The sequence below is a fragment of the Echinicola soli genome (assembly GCF_006575665.1).
Lineage (GTDB): Bacteria > Bacteroidota > Bacteroidia > Cytophagales > Cyclobacteriaceae > Echinicola > Echinicola soli.
In genome coordinates this window covers 2753974-2772576 of sequence record NZ_CP041253.1, presented here as the reverse complement: position 1 = coordinate 2772576, position 18603 = coordinate 2753974, and the positions used below count along the sequence as shown (strand labels likewise).

Here is an 18603-nt window from a genome sequence, read left to right as displayed (position 1 = left end):
TTTTATATATTACCTGAATGAAGCATTTAATATTTGTACCGCTATTCACCCTTTTAGTATCGGTAGGTTTCTGTAAAAACCCAGAAGACAAAACATTCGTTGTAATCTTTAGCAAGAAGGAATTAAAAGAACTTAAATCCAGTGCTGAGTATATAGAACTCAGCTTTATGGAAGATTATAAAACCAAGACCTACTCCGGTAATTCCGATGCTGTCATATACATCAATGTTCCCAACTGTGATTTTGATAAATGCCAAATCGGAAAAAGACTGGTACAAATCAACAACACTACGTGGAAGCCCCTTCAAGAAGTAGCCTTCAGGATTATCGACCTTAGTGAATCAAAGGAAAATTTCCAGGAATTAATGATCTCCTTCAATGATCAAGAAGTAGGAAAAGAGGATAAAAAGGCTGGAAAGGTTATCCAATCAATCCTTTAGCCTTTAAATGCTTCACGTTGTTATAGCGATCTAAGACAAATCTCCCGTTACTTTTTACGGTCAATTCATAGTAACCAAGATTATGATGATCGAAAACATCCATAAACCGCAGGTCGTAGTCCAACATTAAACTTAGCATCACTCGCATGGCCCTCCCATGCATACAGATCAAAATGGTTTCCCCTTCTTGGGACAAAATGTGATCCAGGCCTCTTTTTAACCTGGCAAAAACCATATTTGGTGATTCCCCTCCTTCGATCGAAAAATCCAATTCTCCATCCGACCATTTTTCAAGCATCCCCTGATAGTAAGAATGCTCATCTTTACTCATCGGAACGCCTTCGTATTTACCCCAGCTGATTTCATTCAGGTCAGGTAGCGATTCATTAGGAACCCCATTGTTCAAGAATTTCTCGATGGATTGCCGGGTGCGTTGCAATCCAGTATAATAAATCTTATCAAACTTGATATGCTTATGCGCTTCATAAAAAGCTTCTGCTTGCTTTTTACCCGTTTCATTAATAGGAGCATCAATACCACTTCCCTGCACCACTCCCTGAAGATTATAGTCGGTCTGCCCATGGCGGACAAGGTATATTTTTTTAGTACTCAAGATTCTGTATTTTTGTTATTGATTTCTTAAGAATGGTTTTTCCGGTCAGCTGGGCTCATCACAAGACCTATTCTTTGGGAATCACCTTTTTCGCATTTCCTCGAAATCTAAAAAGGTCATAATTTCAATTCAAAGAAAACGTTTTTATTTCAAAATACATGATATTTCCCAAAAACCTCAGCCTTGATATCTTGAATCAGTTTGGCAAAGGTAACATGTTAGAGCATTTAGGGATTATTTTCACTAAAATCGGTGATGATTTCATAGAAGCCACCATGCCAGTTGATCATAGAACAAAACAGCCCTTTGGTTTGTTACATGGTGGAGCCAGTGTGGTATTGGCAGAGACCTTGGGAAGCGTGGCATCGTCATGCTGCGTGGATCCAGAAAAACAATATTGTGTAGGCCTCGATATTAATGCCAACCACATCAAGGCTGTTCGATCAGGGTTGGTCACAGGCATTGCCACTCCAATTCATATTGGAAAAAAAACACATGTTTGGGAAATAAAAGTCATTACAGAAGAAGACAAATTAGCCTGTATCAGTCGGATTACGATGGCTGTGCTGGATAAAAAATCATGATGAATACACCAACCGCAGATACTCATCTCATCACACAGGAAGAAGTACTGGACAGGTGGCTTTGCTCTGCCTTAGAGGGAGGTTTCCAAATTGCCATTTGGAGGGCTCCTAAATCAAACAGTGTACAGCTTATTCTAGACCAAACCAAGGAAATAAAACGGGTAAACCTTGAGCTGGATATCCTTCCGCAAGGTTTTATCGCGCATCCCTTTGCTGACCAAGAAGATCAAAAAGCTTTTTTTCTCGAAGCTTCAGATTATTTCAAATTCGATATAGATACGCCCATGACGGAGGCCGAAGACGAACTCTATAAAAAAGCAAAGCGGTCTCCTACTGAAATAAAAGGGCAAGTAAACCAACTGTTGCGAAAAGCACAACCTGAAAAAAACAGTTTCCAGTTTTCCTCTACTTCGAAATCCAGTTTTATTGAATTTGTGGAGAAGGGGATTAAAGCGATTCAAGATGGTAAATTATCCAAAGTAGTCCCTGCACGGATTCAAAAAGTTCACCTCAAGGACAATTTTGACCTTACAAAGACCTTTCTGGAGCTATGTCAGCGATATCCGGACGCTTTTGTCAACTTCTTTCATATCCCCAACGTGGGTACATGGCTGGGTGCCACCCCTGAAATACTTATCAAGACAGAAGGCCTATACTTCCATACCATGGCCCTCGCCGGAACACAAAAGGCAGAAGGAGAAGACCCTGTAAGGAATGCTGCTTGGAAGCAAAAAGAGATTGAAGAGCAGGCCATGGTCAGCCGATACATTGTCAACAATTTTAAAAAAATCCGCCTGCGGGAGTATGAAGAAAATGGTCCCAAAACGGTAAAAGCTGGCAATCTTTTACACCTGAGGTCAGACTTTAGGGTAAACATGGAAGCCACCAACTTTCCACAACTCGGATCAGTAATGTTAAAACTTCTGCATCCCACTTCAGCGGTGTGCGGTACTCCACGGGAGGACTCCATGAAATTTATTTTAGAACATGAATCATTTGATCGATGTTTCTTTGCTGGTTTTATCGGACCGGTGAATATCGAAAACCGAACAGCCATCTACGTCAACTTAAGAACTGCTCAGCTTATCAATGAGGATGTGCTCCTTTACGCTGGAGCTGGCGTAACGGCTGATTCCGTCCCGGAAAAAGAATGGGAAGAGACGACGTTAAAATGTGACATTATCGGAAAATTCATTCAATAGACACCAACTTGATCATCCAGCCAATTATCGACCTAGTGGCCATATGCGCCAGAAAAGATGTAAAAAACGTCATTCTTTCTCCTGGTTCGCGATGCGCACCTTTGACCCTGGCATTTGCTAGACACCCCGACATTCATTGTCGAAGCATTTCTGATGAGCGTTCAGCTGCATTCGTAGCACTTGGCATGGCCCAGCAGCTTAAAAAACCCGTGGTCTTGGTTTGTTCAAGTGGAACAGCGGCGCTAAACTATGCCCCTGCCGTTGCGGAAGCTTACTTTCAGCAAATCCCCCTAGTTGTCATCACCGCTGACCGTCCACCTGAGTGGATCGACCAATGGGACGGACAAACTATCCGACAACAAAACATTTATGGACGGCATATCAAGCAATCTTTTGATTTCCCTGATCATTTTGGACATACTGATATTGTTTGGCATGCCCATAGAATAGGCAATGAAGCTATAAATATTGCTTCTAATTTTCCTGAAGGACCAGTTCACATCAATATCCCTATTAGGGAACCTTTCTATCCCGAAGACCTAGAGGAATTTGACTTTAACCGTCCCATTCCTATTGTAAACAAACTAGATACCTGTACCAAACTGAGTAGTGAGTCGGTCGTTAAATTAAAAAATGAACTGGAAAGATTCCACAGGATTGTCATCATCCCAGGGCAGCAAGCACCTGATCAGAGCATACTCGGCTTACTCAATCAACTGGCCAGCCAACAAAAAGCAGTAGTCATCAGTGACACGATTTCCAATATGCAGGCGGGGAATACCATCACCCATCACGATCAAATATTACCCGCAGTAGACCATGCTGCCTTCTCCCCGGATCTGATCATCAGTTTTGGCAAATCCATTATCTCAAAACCGCTAAAGAATTTTCTCAGGAGTTCAGGTGCTGAACATTGGCATATCCAACCCGCAGGCTATTCACCGGACACTTATCAGGGACTGGTCAAAATCATCCCTTCTTCAGTTAAAGACACCCTTGAGCTTTTAGTCCAATCAACGCATAAAATAGATGAAGCCTTTCATCATCGCTGGTACCATGCCGATAAGCGAATGGAAAAGGCTATTCAAAACGTTATGGAGCAGGGGGATTTTGGCGAGTGGAAAGCAATTTACCGAGTCCTTCAACAGCTGCCTCAACAATCGAAACTTCACCTGGCCAACAGTATGGCGGTACGCTATGTGAACTTTTTGGGAGCAAGGCCCCAAGAAATAATCTGCAACAGGGGCACAAGTGGAATCGATGGATCTAACTCTACAGCAGTGGGATGTACCTTTACCACTAAAGAATTTGTCACACTGATTACTGGTGACATGGCGTTTTTTTACGACAGAAATGCTTTTTGGAACAATTACACCACTAATAACCTCCGGATCATCCTTCTCAACAATCACGCTGGCGGTATATTCCGAATCATAAAAGGCCCAAGCCAACAGCCTGAACTGAAGGAGTTTTTTGAAACCACTCAGTCGCTAAATGCAGAAAACTTGGCCAAGGATTTTGAATTTGACTATACTGCTGTCAAAACAGAAAAAGAGCTGAACGATGGGCTATTGGGTTTTTATGCCCCTTCCATCAGACCAAAAATCATTGAAGTATTTTCCGATAGCACCAAAAACGCCGCCATTCTCAGCAAAGTAAAGTCTGCCCTAAAAGGATTTATGGATGTAGAAAAGTGAATTATTTAATTCTGGAAAAGAAATCCTCCAAATCCAGCTCAAATCCATCAACGGCTTTGGGCCGTACTATGTCTCCACTGGTCATCAGCTGGGAGGGTACGTACTTTCCTTTTACCAATGTGTAGACCAATAAGGTCTGCTCATCAGGATGGATGATCCAATATTCCTTCACGCCTCCTTCTTCATAAACCTCATATTTGTTTTGGAGCTCCAACCGGTTATTGCCTGGTGAAAGTATCTCCACTACCAAATCCGGTGCTCCGATACAACCTCGATCATCCAGCTTCTCGGGATCACAAATAATAGAGATGTCAGGCTGCACCACTGTGTAAATATCCTTATCCGCCTTGGACTGCTGAGGAAACCGCACATCAAACGGTGCTGAATATACCTCGCAGATTTCTCCTTCCAAAAATACCGCCCATCGTTTTGTCAACTCCACCGCAACCTTCTGGTGAATTCGGCGAGGGGCAGCAGCAGCTTTCTTGAACACCTTTCCCTTGATCAGCTCCACCATCTCCTCCATCTGCCAGGTCAGGTAATCCGCATAGGAATAATGGCCGTACTCGATATCAGGCTCAGTGACTTTACTCTTATCTTTTTCTGATGTTCCTAAATCATTTGTCATCCTTTGGCTACTTTATTTCTGAAAAGAAATCCTCCAAATCCAGTTCAAATCCATCAACGGCTTTGGGTCGTACCATGTCTCCACTGGTCATCAGCTGGGAGGGTACGTACTTTCCCTTTACCAATGTGTAGACCAATAAGGTCTGCTCATCAGGATGGATGATCCAATATTCCTTCACGCCTCCTTCTTCATAAACCTCATATTTGTTTTGGAGCTCCAACCGGTTATTGCCTGGTGAAAGTATCTCCACTACCAAATCCGGTGCTCCGATACAACCTCGATCATCCAGCTTCTCGGGATCACAAACAATAGAGATGTCAGGCTGCACCACTGTGTAAATATCCTTATCCGCCTTGGACTGCTGAGGAAACCGCACATCAAACGGTGCTGAGTACACTTCGCAATTATGTCTTTTTAAATAGTCAGTCAGTAAATACGCCAACTCATTTGAAACCTTCTGGTGAATCCGACGGGGGGCAGCTGCGGCTTTCTTGAACACCTTGCCCTTGATCAGCTCCACCATCTCCTCCATCTGCCAGGTCAGGTAATCCGCATAGGAATAATGGCCGTACTCGATATCAGGCTCAGTGACTTTACTCTTATCTTTTTCTGATGTCCCTAAATCATTTGTCATCCTTTGGCTACTTTATTTCTGAAAAGAAATCCTCCAAATCCAGTTCAAATCCATCAACGGCTTTGGACCGTACCATGTCTCCACTGGTCATCAGCTGGGAAGGTACGTACTTTCCTTTTACCAATGTGTAGACCAATAGGGTCTGCTCATCAGGATGGATGATCCAATATTCCTTCACACCTCCTTCTTCATAAACCTCATATTTGTTTTGGAGCTCCAACCGGTTATTGCCTGGCGAAAGTATCTCCACTACCAAATCCGGTGCTCCGATACATCCTCGGTCATCCAGCTTATTTGGATCACAGATTACACACAAATCAGGCTGGACAACAGAATATACATCCTTATCTGCTTTAGAATGCTGAGGAAACCGTACATCAAATGGCGCAGAATATACCTCACAAATGCCTCCCTTCAAAAAATCATGGAACACGGACACCAACTCCACAACAACCTTCTGGTGAATCCGACGGGGAGCAGCTGCGGCTTTCTTGAACACCTTGCCCTTGATCAGCTCCACCATCTCCTCCATCTGCCAGGTCAGGTAATCCGCATAGGAATAATGGCCGTATTCTATATCAGGCTCAGTGGCTTTATTCTTATCTTTTTCAGAAGTATCCATATAGAAATTTACTAAAAAATCAGTCACATCACAAAAAAAGCCACCTCGTCACCAAGGCAGCCGTCATTATCACATTTCACTGACCATCAATCATCTATTGCGGCACCTACCATTTGCCGAAACTTCCAGCCGGTCTGATCATCTATCCGCCCTTGTGTTTGTTTCATAAGGACACCGATTACCTGCTCCTTGGGATCTGCAAAATACTGTGTATTAAAATAACCACCCCAGTCAAAGGTACCTTCACTTCCCATTCCTCCATACAACTCTCCCTCAGCGGTCACCACTCCAAAAGCCAAGCCGTAATACTGATTTTCTCCACCAAACAGCTCTCCTGTATGGTTGCCCATAATACTTCTGACAGTAGTGCGGCTGAGGAGCCTTACCCCGTTTAATTCACCGTCATTGAGGTACATTTGAAGGAAAGTGGCATAGTCCTTAGCAGTACTGCTTAACCCTGCTCCACCGGAGAAGAATGTTTTTGTTCCTTTCTTAGGGTATTCGGTATCATAAAAGGTAACTGGAAATTGTTGCCATTTCCCATCCACTTTTTGCTGTACCGTCACCAGTCTATCAGCCTTACCATCGGGAAGATAAAACCACGTATCCTCCATCCCCAATGGATCAAAAATATGCTCCTTCAGGTATTCATCAAATGGCTGCCCAGATATCACCTCCACCAAGTATCCCAACACATCCAATCCCTCACTATAGGAATATTGCTCTCCTGGATTAAAATGCAGGGGAAGTTTTGCTAACTTCTTTACGCTTTCACCGATAGTGATAGGCTTAGTGGTAAAAAGATCTGTTACTCCAGCTTTTTGGTAAATCATCTTCATCCGTTCATCTCTATCGATCACTCCATAGCCCAAGCCAGAAGTATGTGTAAGTAAATGGCGGATCGTAATCTCCTTCTCTGACGGCACGGTAGTATACGTCGTATCTGAATATTTAAAATCCCTTAACACATGAGGATTTTTAAACTCGGGAATGTACTTGGAAATGGGATCATCCAACCTGAACCTGCCTTCTTCCCAGAGCATCATCACAGCCGTGGAAGTAATGGCCTTGGTCTGGGAGGCAATTCGGAAAATCGCATTTTTCTGCATGATCGTACCTTCAGTATTATCGGCCATACCAAAAGCCTCATGTAGAACGATTTTACCGTCTTTGGCCACCAAAGCGACCGCTCCGGGAATGTTCCCTGCATCCACCTCAGCTTCCAGCATTCTCGATATCCTATCCAAACGCTCTGCCGACATCCCAACACTAGTAGGACCTGCTTCCGCCAAAGGTTGGGACGACTGGCTTGTAGGAGTCTGACTGAACGCACTGGTCGCAGCCATCCAAAAGGCTACGGCACTTAAGATTCTTTTCATGGTATTTTATGGTTAGGCTAAATTAAAGTCTGCTGTCAACGATGAATAGCAGACATTGAACATTCTTCCTTCTAAGGGATCCACTTGATGTCTTTAAAATTGGGCTTTCTCTTTTCTAAAAACGCATTTCTCCCCTCCTGGGCCTCTTCTGTCATGTATGTCAAACGGGTAGCCTCTCCGGCAAACACCTGCTGCCCCACCATACCGTCGTCGGTGAGATTAAAGGCAAACTTCAGCATTTTGATAGATGTTGGAGATTTTTCCAGGATTTCCTGGGCCCATTGATAAGCTGTATCCTCCAATTCATCATGGGGAACAACCGCATTGACCATTCCCATTTCATACGCCTCTTGGGCTGAATAATTCCTACCAAGGAAAAATATTTCCCTTGCCCGCTTTTGCCCTACCATTTTGGCCAAATAAGCCGAGCCATATCCACCATCAAAACTGGTCACATCGGCATCGGTCTGCTTGAAAATAGCGTGTTCCTTGCTGGCCAAGGTCAGGTCGCATATCACATGTAAGCTATGGCCTCCACCGACAGCCCAGCCTGGTACTACTGCAATCACCACTTTTGGCATAAAACGAATCAGACGCTGCACTTCGAGGATATTTAGACGGTGCATGCCGTCATCACCCACATAGCCTTGATGCCCCCTTGCTTTCTGATCGCCTCCGCTGCAAAAAGAATACACACCGTCCTTTGGAGAAGGGCCTTCTGCTGACAACAACACCACTCCGATGGAAGTATCCTCACGGGCATCCAAAAATGCCTCAAAAAGCTCACTGGTAGTTTGGGGGCGAAAAGCATTCCTTACTTCTGGACGGTTAAAAGCTATCCTGGCCACACCTCCACATTTTTTATACGTGATATCCTTAAATTCTTTTACTATTTTCCACTCCATATTTTTATTGTTTATTGCTGAAAGAAATATCTATGCAAGATAACAGCAACTGGCCGATTAAGCATATAAAAATGGACAAAACCAGCTATTGCGTGAATTTGAAGGTGCTAAGAAAGACAAATCAAACTTTACCGCTTTCTTATCACACCTTCCAATGGCAGTATAGCCAGTCCTGTTTTAATTGATTATTTTTGTAAAAATCAAGAAAGGTCATGGGCAAAATCATAATTGGAACATCTTCTGTCACCTTCATGGAAATCAAAAATGGAAATTGGCCTGCCTGTGCTGCCTACTTCGACCGATCATTGGCTTTCTGTCGAGCCTGGCTAAATGGTGAAGAAAACTTCCAGCTGAACACCTCTGGCTCTACCGGAATGCCCAAGGTCATCGACATCAATCGACAACAAATGGAAATAAGTGCGGCAGCCACTGGTAAATTCTTTGGAATAAAACCGCAAGCCAATCTGCTTTGTTGCTTAAACACGGCCATGATTGCGGGCAAGATGATGCTCGTAAGAGGACTGGAATGGGACAGCCACATTTACCTGGAAGAACCCTCAGGAACCCCGTTGGCCAGTTTTGATATGCTGGATGCATTTGATTTTGTAGCGATGGTGCCTGCCCAGGTCGAAAACAGCCTTCTTAGCGCTGCCGATAAAGAAAAGCTAAACAGCATCCAGCACCTCATCATAGGAGGAGCTCCCCTTTCACAAAAGCTCCAAAAGGAAATTTCCCGATTAAGGTGCAATGCCTACCAAACCTATGGTATGACGGAGACCGTTTCGCATATAGCCTTAGCAAACATAACAGGCCATCCTCCGCTCACCTATCAAACGCTCCCGGGAGTGTGCATTTCGACCACAAATGATTCCAGACTGGTCATTGATGCTCCAATGGCCAAAACATCCCTAATAACAAATGATATCGTAACCATCCCAGAATCCAAGTCCTTCATTTGGAAAGGGCGGGCTGACTTTACCATCAACTCCGGCGGTGTAAAAATACAGCCTGAAAATCTAGAAGCACAGATTGCTCCGGTCATCGAAGCTTATTTCCCAGGGAAACGTTTCTTTATAGCAGGGGCTCCCAGTCACAAATGGGGAGAAGAGGTGGTATTATTGATTGAAACTCCTCGTGTAAAGGAACCTTCCGATCGTCAGTTATCGAATAAAATTGCCGAAATCGTAGGTAAATATGAGCGGCCAAAAAGAATTTACTATTTAGAAAATTTCATCGAAACCCCCTCTGGTAAAATCAAAAGAAGCGGCACCCTTACCATCGCATTAAAATAAGGCGGTTTCTTTCAAAAAAACCTACTAAAAACCCTTTTCAACTAACTTTTCATTACCTTCACCAGGTCAACTTTGGGGTAAAAAACCCCGTAAGTAGATACAGGGTTTTTAACAATTTTTAACCTTATTACATATGGATGATCTATTGGCCGCACGGTCTCAAATGGCGTTATCACTGGGTTTTCACATCATCTTTGCCTGCATTGGCATGATCATGCCCTTCTTGATGGCCATCTCCCACTATAAATACCTCAAATCCGGAAAAGAAAAATACAAGACCCTCACCAAGGCCTGGAGCAAGGGCGTGGCCATCTTTTTTGTAACAGGGGCCGTATCGGGTACCATGCTTTCCTTTGAGCTTGGGTTGCTCTGGCCAGAATTCATGAAGCATGCCGGACCTATCTTCGGAATGCCTTTTTCGCTGGAAGGCACAGCTTTTTTTATTGAGGCTATCGCCCTGGGATTCTTTCTGTATGGCTGGGAAAAATTCCAGCCCTGGTTTCACTGGTTCACTGGAGTGGTGGTAGGCGTCAGCGGACTCGCCTCAGGCATCTTGGTGGTAGCCGCCAATGCCTGGATGAATTCCCCCGCGGGCTTTGACTATGTCAATGGAGAATATCTTAATATCGACCCGATCGCGGCCATGTTTAATGATGCATGGTTTACACAAGCGCTGCACATGATCCTGGCGGCCTTTGTGGCCACTTGCTTTGCTGTGGCCGGCATCCACGCCTGGATGATGACCAAAGGTAAAAACATCCATATTCATAAAGCAGCCTTGAAGATTTCGCTCACTTTAGGTGCTGTGGCAGCCATCTTACAGCCCCTCAGTGGAGACCTTTCTGCCAAGGATGTAGCAAAAAGACAACCTGCCAAACTTGCGGCAATGGAAGCCCACTTTGAGACAGAAGAAGCTGCTTCCCTGATCATCGGCGGCATTCCTGACGAAGAAAACCAAACCGTCAGTTATGCTATCAAGATCCCGGGAGCATTGAGTTTTTTGGCTCATGGGGATTTTAATGCTGAAGTTACTGGTCTTGACCAAATTCCCAAAGACGAGCAGCCCCCTGTCACCGTTACCCACTTTGCTTTCCAGATCATGGTCGGCTGCGGCATGGTACTGATGATTACGGGAATCTTCTGGCTTTATGGGCTTTGGAAAAACAAGAAGTACATATATTCCCATAAATTTTTGGGCTTAATTGCCTTGCTTACCCCATTAGGGTTTATTGCGGTAGAAGCGGGCTGGTTTGTCACAGAAGTAGGAAGACAGCCTTGGATACTCTATGGCATCATGAAAACCAAAGATGCCGTCACACCTATGCCGGGCATTGTGTATTCCTTTTTGCTTTACACAGTTATTTACATTTCGCTTGCGGGGATCGTAACATTGCTTCTGATCCGGCAGATCAAAAACCTGGATAAAAACCAAGATTTATCGTTACCCTCAAATGCTTAAGCTATGCTGTATGTAGTCATCGCCTTTTTATACCTATCTATCTTATTTTACCTCCTCTTTGGTGGGGCGGATTTCGGTGCGGGGATCATCGAGCTTTTCTCTGGAGGATCTCTGAAGGAACGTACCCGCCTGCTTACTTATCAGGCCATCGGCCCCATTTGGGAAGCCAATCACATGTGGCTGATCATTACCATTGTCATTTTATTTGTGGGCTTCCCTGAAATATATACCTTGGCCTCCGTTTACCTGCACATTCCTCTTTCATTGCTGCTGATTGGGATCATCGCTCGTGGCACAGCATTTATCTTTAGACATTATGATGCTGTCAAGGATCATTTTCAAAAAATCTACAACCTGATTTTCGTTTACTCCTCTTTTATGACGCCGTTTTTCCTTGGGATTCTAGCGGGCACGGCCATCTCTGGAAGAATTGATCCTGACGCTACAGACTTCGTTTCTGCCTATATCCGCCCTTGGCTGGGATGGTTTCCACTGTCTGTGGGGCTCTTCACAGTAGTGATCTGCGGGTTTCTGGCGGCGGTGTTCCTGATCGGAGAAGCCAACAACGACGAAGACAGGGATCTGTTCCGGAAAAAGGCCTTTCGCATGAATATCCTTACCGTGATTACTGGAGGCTTGGTATTCTTGGTCGGGGAATGGGAAGGCATCCGGCTGTTTACAGAGCTGATCAACCACCCTGTGGGATTGGCTGCATTGGTCTTGGCGACCTTGTCCCTTCCGGTAACATGGATGCTATTGCGGCTGAAAAAAGTATATTGGCCCCGGGTACTCGTAGGCTTTCAGATCACCATGATCCTGATTACGCTGATGGCCAGCCAACATCCCGATTTTATCATTCTCAAAAACAGCACAATCAGTCTCGAAAATGCCGCTGCTGGTGAAAGTACCATTTTCGCCCTGGCCATGGCCTTGCTGATCGGCAGCCTGTTTATTTTGCCAGCCTTGTTTTATTTGATTTACAGCTTTCAGAAACAACCGGTTTCGGTCAAAAAATCAACAAAACATTATGACAACAGTCCTTGATTGTTATTTACTTCTTTTCATTTCTAACATCATCCCGTCAGTTTTACTAAGAAGATACTAAAGTTGGGCCTCTGGCTCATGCTAAGCCACCGAAAACTATATATCAAATCCCTTACTGTTCATACCAGGAAGCATATTTCGGATAGTTTTCCGCAGTCCGTTTGATCACGGAAAGCATTTCCTCCCCTGTATCTTTGACTTTTTTTGCAGGAATTCCTGCATAAATACTATTGGCTTCCACCACTGTTCCCGCCAGTACTATGGCACCTGCCGCGATCACGGCACCACTGTGCACGACAGCATTGTCCATGACCACTGCACCCATGCCGATCAGGACATTATCATGAACCATACAACCGTGTACGATGGCATTGTGCGCAATAGACACGTTATTTCCTATATAGGTTCCGGCCTTTTGATAAGTACAATGAATAATGGCCCCGTCCTGGATATTGGTATGGTTCCCGATTACTATTTCGTGCACATCTCCTCTCACCACTGCATTGAACCATACCGTGCAGCCGTCACCCATCCTGACATCGCCCACCACTGTGGCATTATCCGCCAACCAGCATTTATCTCCAAACTGCGGAGCCTTACCATTTACCTTCTTCACTAGTGCCATATAATTATTTTAAGTAAATTTCTATCTATCCATAAACATTTAACCATCAAATCTAGTTTTTTTCATGACAATGTGAACCTTTTTTTCTAACTTTAAATTTACATGTATATACATCTAATACACTCAACAATTTAAGACCAAACAGTTATGAAATTAATCAAAACTACCGGCCTATTTCTAGCAAGCGCACTGCTGATGGTGGCTTGCGGCCAAAAGAGCGAAACTGTAGAAACCTCAGAAGCACAGGAAGTAGCTGAAGTGACTGGTAAAACACTCTCTGTAGACCCAGCAGCCAGTGCAGTTTCTTGGACAGGTTATAAGCCTGCGGGCAAGCACTTCGGGACCATCCCGGTGACCGAAGGAGAGATTTCCATCGAAGGAGATGCCATTACCAGCGGTACTTTCACTTTTGATATTGCGGCTCTTGAGATCGGCGATATGGAAGAAGGTTCTGAAGATTATGGCAAACTTCACGGACATTTGCAATCACCCGATTTCTTTGATGCTGCCAATCATCCTACGGCGACTTTTGAAATCACCGGCGTAGCACCATTTACAGCTGATGCTAACATTGAAGATAAGGAAGAGTTTAAATCTGACTTCACTCCTAACAGCCTCAGCGAGCAAATGGTAGAAAATCCTACGCATTGGATCAGTGGTAACCTGACCATGAGAGGAACTACCAAAAACATCAAGTTCCCTGCTGCAGTCAGCATTAATGACGGCATCATCTCAGCGAAAGCTGGTTTTAACATCAACAGAACAGACTGGGGCCTGACCTATGGTGATGAAAGCTCTGTTACGGATAAAGCAAAAGACAAGTTCATCTACAACACGGTCAATGTTGGTTTTGACATCAAGGCAAACTAATTGAATTCAACAATAATTAATAAAAAGAGGAATTTGGTCAAATTCCTCTTTTTTTATACCCTTTCCCTTAATTTTGGGATATGATGGACGCAATTACCGGGGAATTTCCACTAAAGAAGGACTGGATCGAAAAAGCCATACACTGGGCCGTTCAACATTTCGACTACACCAGTTATCACCACCCCAATAGCATCCCATATCCAGGCCAGGGCTTTCCCCATGTGCTTTATGCCGGCCAAAAAACCATTCCCTGGAATGACTTGGAATCCTATGCTGGCCCCAAAGCTGGAATCCTAAGCTATGATCTCAAAAATAAATTCGAAAGGCTAAAAAGCCAAAACCCATCACTGGTAAGCTGCCCCGAAGCGTGCTTTTTTCTTCCGGAGCTGACCATTTTTTTTCACAAAGAAACACTTGAGATCAAATATGCTGAACCACAGAGGCTATTTGAAGAAATTGGTGCTTTCCAACCTGAGACTGTCCCAAAAAACATTTCTCCTATCCATGTAAAAACCAGTAGAAACGAATACATCCAAAACGTCAGGAACATCCAAGATCATATCCGTGAGGGGGACATCTATGAGATGAACTACTGCATCGCTTTTGAAGCATCCGTGCAATCGATAAGTCCTGTCCAGGTGTTTTTGGAATTACAGGAGAAATCTCCAATGCCTTTTGCCAGCTTTTTCAAATGTAAAGACCAGTATTTGGTGGGAGCCTCCCCCGAACGGTTTATCAAGAAACAGGGAAACAAGCTCATTGCCCAGCCCATCAAAGGAACCATTCGAAGAGGCCAAACCCCCGATGAAGACCAAGTGCTGAAAGAAACGCTACGTCAAAGTGAAAAAGAACGGGCAGAAAACCTGATGATCGTGGACCTGATGCGAAATGACTTGGCGAGAATTGCCCAAACGGGTACGGTGACTGTAGATGAACTTTTCGGCATTTACCCTTTTCGGCAGGTCTATCAAATGATCTCCACGGTTTCTGCTACCCTCCGCCCACGCCTATCTTTTGCAGAGATCATAGCTGCTTCTTTTCCGATGGGCAGCATGACCGGTGCTCCCAAAATCAAATGCATGGAACTGATCGAACGATACGAAAACTTTAAAAGGGGATGGTTTTCCGGCACCATTGGCTATATGGATGAAGAAGGGAATATAGACTTCAGTGTCATCATCAGGAGTATCATCATAGACACCAAAGCCAAGCACCTCTTTTTCGCCGCAGGAAGCGCCATCACTTATGATGCAGACCCAGCATACGAATATGAAGAATGTCTGCTCAAAGCCAGTGCTATCCATGAAATCTTGAGCACTTAAATATCTCAACCTCTAAACCGATCCAACATTCGAGCAAACCAGCCCTTTGGTACAGAAGCAGGTTCTTCTTCATAGTATCCCGAATAGTATCCTTTTTTAATAAATGAATAATTGTAGCCATAACCGTAATTATAACCACCAAAATCATTTCCACTTGCCTTCACGGCATTGAAGACTCCGTAAAAATTATCGACTTGGTCATTATCATATAAGTCATTTATCATAAGGAGGTACTTTTTACGAGTATAATCCTGCCTGACGATATACAAATTCACATCCGAAAACCGCAATAGGTCTTTTGTCTCCGACACGAGGGCCAAAGGAGGCGTATCCAGGATCACCACCTCAAATTCCTTTTCCAATGAGGCCATCAGCTCCCGCAGCTGCGGTTTCAATAAAAGCTCCGAAGGATTTGGCGGAACAGGTCCAGAAGGTATAAAATAGAGATTTTCATGCTCGGTTTGATGGACAATTTCCGCTTTTGAGGACCTTCCCACCAGGTAGGAAGAAAGTCCACTTTTGTTACTTATCCCTACATATTGGGCAATTCGTGGTTTTCGCAGGTCCATTCCCAATACGCAGGTTTTTTTTCCACTCAGGGCCATGGCCGCGGCCAAGTTTAAACTGACAAAAGTTTTCCCCTCACCGGAAACGCTGGAAGTGACCAAGATTCTTTTACACTTCTTATCACTGGCAATGTAAAAGAGCGCAGATCGAAGTGACCTGAAAGACTCCGAGGCAATGGATTTTGGATGCTCCGCGACCAGCATATTTGTCTTTTTATCACTATAACCAATGGTACCTAGCAAAGGCATCCTGATGGCGTTTTTCAGTTGAATCTGATCAAGTATTTTGTCATTCACAAAATCATACAACAAGATGAAACCTAAAGGCAAAACAAGTCCCAACACCAGTGCCATGCCATAATTATTGAGCTTCTTCGGAAATATCAAGCTTCCCCGTTTTGCATAATCCACCACCGAAATATCAGACACATTGGAAGCTTTGGCTATACCGACTTCTGCCTGCTTTTCCAACAGGTAATTATAGAGATTTTCCCTCAGCTTAAATTCCCTGAAGATATTGGCATAATTGGACTCCGCTTTCGGGAGCTTGGAAAACTCCCGATCATAAGCTGCCAGTTTTTTCTCGGCTTCTTGCTGCTTCTTTTCCGTATTTGCGACCAGGTTCTTGATATTTTCAAAGATGTTTTCCCTTAATCGTCCTACTTGCTCATCCAGTTTTTTGACATCGGGATGGTTTTCATTCACAACAGAAAGCATACTTTTTCTTTCCATGGAAAGTGTCATCAGCTGCTGTGTCATGTTGTTTAGGCTGGCATCTGTAATTCCCATCATGGATGGTGCCACGGTTTCGCTGTAATCACCTTTTTTTTCACTGAGATACGTTTCCAGTGATTTATAGTATTCCAGCTCAAAATCCATTTCCTGGTGTCGTTCCTCAAGTGCTTGGATCTTGGTCAGCACCCCGCCATATTCGGAATCCACATCCAACATCTTGTTGTCCACTTTAAAATCAAGCATTCTCCTTTCTGCCAATTTCAGGGAATCTTCTACCACATACATCTGGTCCTCTATGAACTGAAGGGTATTTTCTGCTATTTGGTTCTTCTTTTCCAGGTCATGCTCCATGTAGGCATTCATGAGGGCATTTACATAATCCCTGCCTTTTTCCACGACTTTGGTGCGCAAGGTCACCTGAAGAACCGATCCATAATTGTTTTGGGGGCGCACAGAAATGGCATTGGAGTAATAATCCGCCAGGGAAGAGGGATTATGAATGATAAACGAAAGCTTTTCCCCTACCTCCATTGACTTTTCCTTCTTCACTACGAATTTGGTTCTTGAAGACTCAATCACTTCTCCAAATCGATAAGTTTTACCCAAGATGTCGGCATCTTTTGGTATGGAGGTTTTGGTGGAAAAGTGATTAAAAAGGCCTTGATCAGCGATGCTTAACGTAAACTCTTCTTCGCCCACCACGGTTAGATTGATCAGGCCATGCTCTTGCTGTACGTGGTCCCAGTCCACTTCTACCATAATAGGAGATTTTTGGTACAGTTCAATCTCCTTAATGGTGGTACAAGCAAAATAACTCACATCGAAATGCACTTTCTCCAGTGCTTTCGCCGCCAGATTTTTGGAAGTAAAGACCAACATATCATTCTCCAAAGTCCCTGGATTTTCGAAAATATTCGAACGATCCAATATACGCACTTCAGGGCTGGGAGCAGCATTGATAAGCATACTGCCCTTGACTTCATATTGCTCTACCGTGTACCGATGGTACATGAACATCCCGGCCAAAGCAACAATAATGCTCATCAGGTATATTGGCCAAAACCGAAAGTACTTTATTAAGTAATACTTTATATCTACCGGCTTATCGTCGTCCTCAAACTTCGGTATGTCAAATGCTTCTCTCATACACTAGTTTTTCGTTAAGGCAACAAAGAATAACACTGCCGTCACTAGACCAATAGCGAGCTGTAAGGTGGTGGCAAGGTTATTGGCATCACCTACCTGCCTAATGGACATCGGCTGTAGATAGAGAATATCATTGGGCTGGATAAAATAATACGGCGAGGCTAATAATGCCCGATCGTTAAGGTTGATCTGGTGGATTTTGGTTCCTCCATCGTATTGCCTGATTAGAAACAGTTCATTTTTCTTGGCAAGGATATCACTTTCGCCAGCCAAAGCGATGGCATCGAATATAGTGGCCCTATTTTTATAGATTACCTTGGTACCCGAACTATTGAATTCTCCGATGGTGGTAAACCTTATCCCCCCAATTCTCAACCTCACATAAACCTCTTCCTTAAAATACTGATTGATTTCCGTTTCGATTTTTGCACGTGCCTCTTCCTCCGAAAGTCCTGCAATCGTGATCCTACCAAGTTTCGGAATCCTCACCGCTCCGTCCTTGTCAATGGAATATCCTGTAAAATAATAAGGGTCTCCACCGTTATTTCCACCACCAGATCCGCGGGTATTCCGTGCCCCTTGATATTCAAACACCTTGGTCAGCTCTTCATCGGAAGAAGCAAAATCAATATCCACAATATCAAAAGGCTGAAGAATATACTCATAATCCACCGCTGCGTATGGAATAAATTCATCCAGATCAATTGGTTCGTTCTCAGGTAAATTCTGTAAATAATTAAGACGTTTATTACTTACGCACGAAATCATTAACAGTGCTATAGGTATAGCAAATAGCAATTTATTCATTCAAAACTAGGATTGTACTATATTGGTTAGTCT

18 protein-coding genes are annotated in these 18603 nt (G+C 43.9%); 9 read left to right on the top strand and 9 right to left on the bottom strand.

The window, feature by feature from the left end:
• The first annotated feature begins 17 nt into the window (after nt 1-17).
• The gene (locus tag FKX85_RS11090) at nt 18-440 is read left to right on the top strand and encodes a hypothetical protein (protein WP_141614798.1); all 423 of its coding nucleotides are present in this window, start codon (nt 18-20) and stop codon (nt 438-440) included.
• On the opposite strand, the gene FKX85_RS11085 is transcribed toward FKX85_RS11090, so the two are convergent.
• Nucleotides 421-1053 carry a histidine phosphatase family protein gene (locus FKX85_RS11085; protein WP_141614797.1) on the bottom strand — a complete coding sequence of 211 codons (633 nt, stop codon included), beginning with the start codon at nt 1051-1053 and terminating at the stop codon, nt 421-423. The two genes, FKX85_RS11090 and FKX85_RS11085, sit on opposite strands and share 20 nt — an antisense overlap.
• 158 nt (nt 1054-1211) lie before the next feature.
• On the opposite strand from FKX85_RS11085, the gene FKX85_RS11080 reads away from it, so the two are divergent.
• From FKX85_RS11080 to menD, 3 genes are read left to right on the top strand one after another with little or no spacing between them, the layout of a single operon-like run.
• Nucleotides 1212-1637 (top strand): hotdog fold thioesterase, encoded by a 426-nt coding sequence (locus FKX85_RS11080; RefSeq protein ID WP_141614796.1) that lies wholly within the window; start codon nt 1212-1214, stop codon nt 1635-1637.
• The gene (locus tag FKX85_RS11075; protein ID WP_229239828.1) at nt 1634-2839 is read left to right on the top strand and encodes a chorismate-binding protein; all 1206 of its coding nucleotides are present in this window, start codon (nt 1634-1636) and stop codon (nt 2837-2839) included. The genes FKX85_RS11080 and FKX85_RS11075 overlap by 4 nt, the downstream gene beginning before the upstream one ends.
• Nucleotides 2840-2847: 8 nt before the next feature.
• A complete protein-coding gene (gene menD, locus FKX85_RS11070; protein ID WP_141614795.1) occupies nt 2848-4536 on the top strand; it encodes a 2-succinyl-5-enolpyruvyl-6-hydroxy-3-cyclohexene-1-carboxylic-acid synthase in 1689 nt (562 codons plus the stop codon).
• A gap of 1 nt (nt 4537) precedes the next feature.
• Here menD and FKX85_RS11065 read toward each other — a convergent pair whose 3' ends face one another.
• The 5 genes from FKX85_RS11065 to FKX85_RS11045 form a co-directional block, all read right to left on the bottom strand.
• Nucleotides 4538-5164, bottom strand: coding sequence for a Uma2 family endonuclease (locus FKX85_RS11065; protein ID WP_141614794.1), 627 nt, complete (start codon nt 5162-5164; stop codon nt 4538-4540).
• Between the two features lie 7 nt (nt 5165-5171).
• The gene (locus tag FKX85_RS11060; RefSeq protein ID WP_141614793.1) at nt 5172-5798 is read right to left on the bottom strand and encodes a Uma2 family endonuclease; all 627 of its coding nucleotides are present in this window, start codon (nt 5796-5798) and stop codon (nt 5172-5174) included.
• Between the two features lie 7 nt (nt 5799-5805).
• Nucleotides 5806-6420: a Uma2 family endonuclease gene (locus FKX85_RS11055; protein WP_141614792.1), complete on the bottom strand. Its 615-nt coding sequence runs from the start codon at nt 6418-6420 to the stop codon at nt 5806-5808.
• 86 nt (nt 6421-6506) lie between these two features.
• Entirely contained in the window at nt 6507-7799 is a 1293-nt protein-coding gene (locus FKX85_RS11050) for a serine hydrolase domain-containing protein (protein WP_141614791.1), read from the bottom strand.
• Between the two features lie 71 nt (nt 7800-7870).
• Nucleotides 7871-8704: a 1,4-dihydroxy-2-naphthoyl-CoA synthase gene (locus tag FKX85_RS11045; RefSeq protein WP_141614790.1), complete on the bottom strand. Its 834-nt coding sequence runs from the start codon at nt 8702-8704 to the stop codon at nt 7871-7873.
• Nucleotides 8705-8916: 212 nt separating this feature from the next.
• Between FKX85_RS11045 and FKX85_RS11040 the strand changes: the two genes are divergently transcribed.
• The 3 genes from FKX85_RS11040 (at nt 8917) to FKX85_RS11030 (ending at nt 12499) form a co-directional block, all read left to right on the top strand.
• On the top strand, nt 8917-9996 hold the full coding sequence (locus FKX85_RS11040; RefSeq protein ID WP_141614789.1) for an AMP-binding protein: 1080 nt from the start codon (nt 8917-8919) through the stop codon (nt 9994-9996).
• Between the two features lie 133 nt (nt 9997-10129).
• A complete protein-coding gene (locus FKX85_RS11035) occupies nt 10130-11455 on the top strand; it encodes a cytochrome ubiquinol oxidase subunit I (RefSeq protein WP_141614788.1) in 1326 nt (441 codons plus the stop codon).
• 3 nt (nt 11456-11458) lie between these two features.
• Nucleotides 11459-12499 carry a cytochrome d ubiquinol oxidase subunit II gene (locus FKX85_RS11030; protein WP_141614787.1) on the top strand — a complete coding sequence of 347 codons (1041 nt, stop codon included), beginning with the start codon at nt 11459-11461 and terminating at the stop codon, nt 12497-12499.
• Nucleotides 12500-12611: 112 nt separating this feature from the next.
• Here FKX85_RS11030 and FKX85_RS11025 read toward each other — a convergent pair whose 3' ends face one another.
• Nucleotides 12612-13124: a gamma carbonic anhydrase family protein gene (locus FKX85_RS11025; protein WP_141614786.1), complete on the bottom strand. Its 513-nt coding sequence runs from the start codon at nt 13122-13124 to the stop codon at nt 12612-12614.
• A 147-nt stretch (nt 13125-13271) separates the two neighbouring features.
• On the opposite strand from FKX85_RS11025, the gene FKX85_RS11020 reads away from it, so the two are divergent.
• A complete protein-coding gene (locus FKX85_RS11020; RefSeq protein WP_141614785.1) occupies nt 13272-13994 on the top strand; it encodes a YceI family protein in 723 nt (240 codons plus the stop codon).
• Between the two features lie 80 nt (nt 13995-14074).
• The gene (gene pabB, locus FKX85_RS11015; protein ID WP_141614784.1) at nt 14075-15316 is read left to right on the top strand and encodes an aminodeoxychorismate synthase component I; all 1242 of its coding nucleotides are present in this window, start codon (nt 14075-14077) and stop codon (nt 15314-15316) included.
• Between the two features lie 5 nt (nt 15317-15321).
• Here pabB and FKX85_RS11010 read toward each other — a convergent pair whose 3' ends face one another.
• Nucleotides 15322-17763, bottom strand: a complete 2442-nt coding sequence (locus tag FKX85_RS11010) for a GumC family protein (RefSeq protein ID WP_141614783.1) — start codon at nt 17761-17763, stop codon at nt 15322-15324.
• A gap of 3 nt (nt 17764-17766) precedes the next feature.
• A complete protein-coding gene (locus FKX85_RS11005; RefSeq protein WP_141614782.1) occupies nt 17767-18570 on the bottom strand; it encodes a polysaccharide biosynthesis/export family protein in 804 nt (267 codons plus the stop codon).
• Between the last annotated feature and the right edge of the window lie 33 nt (nt 18571-18603).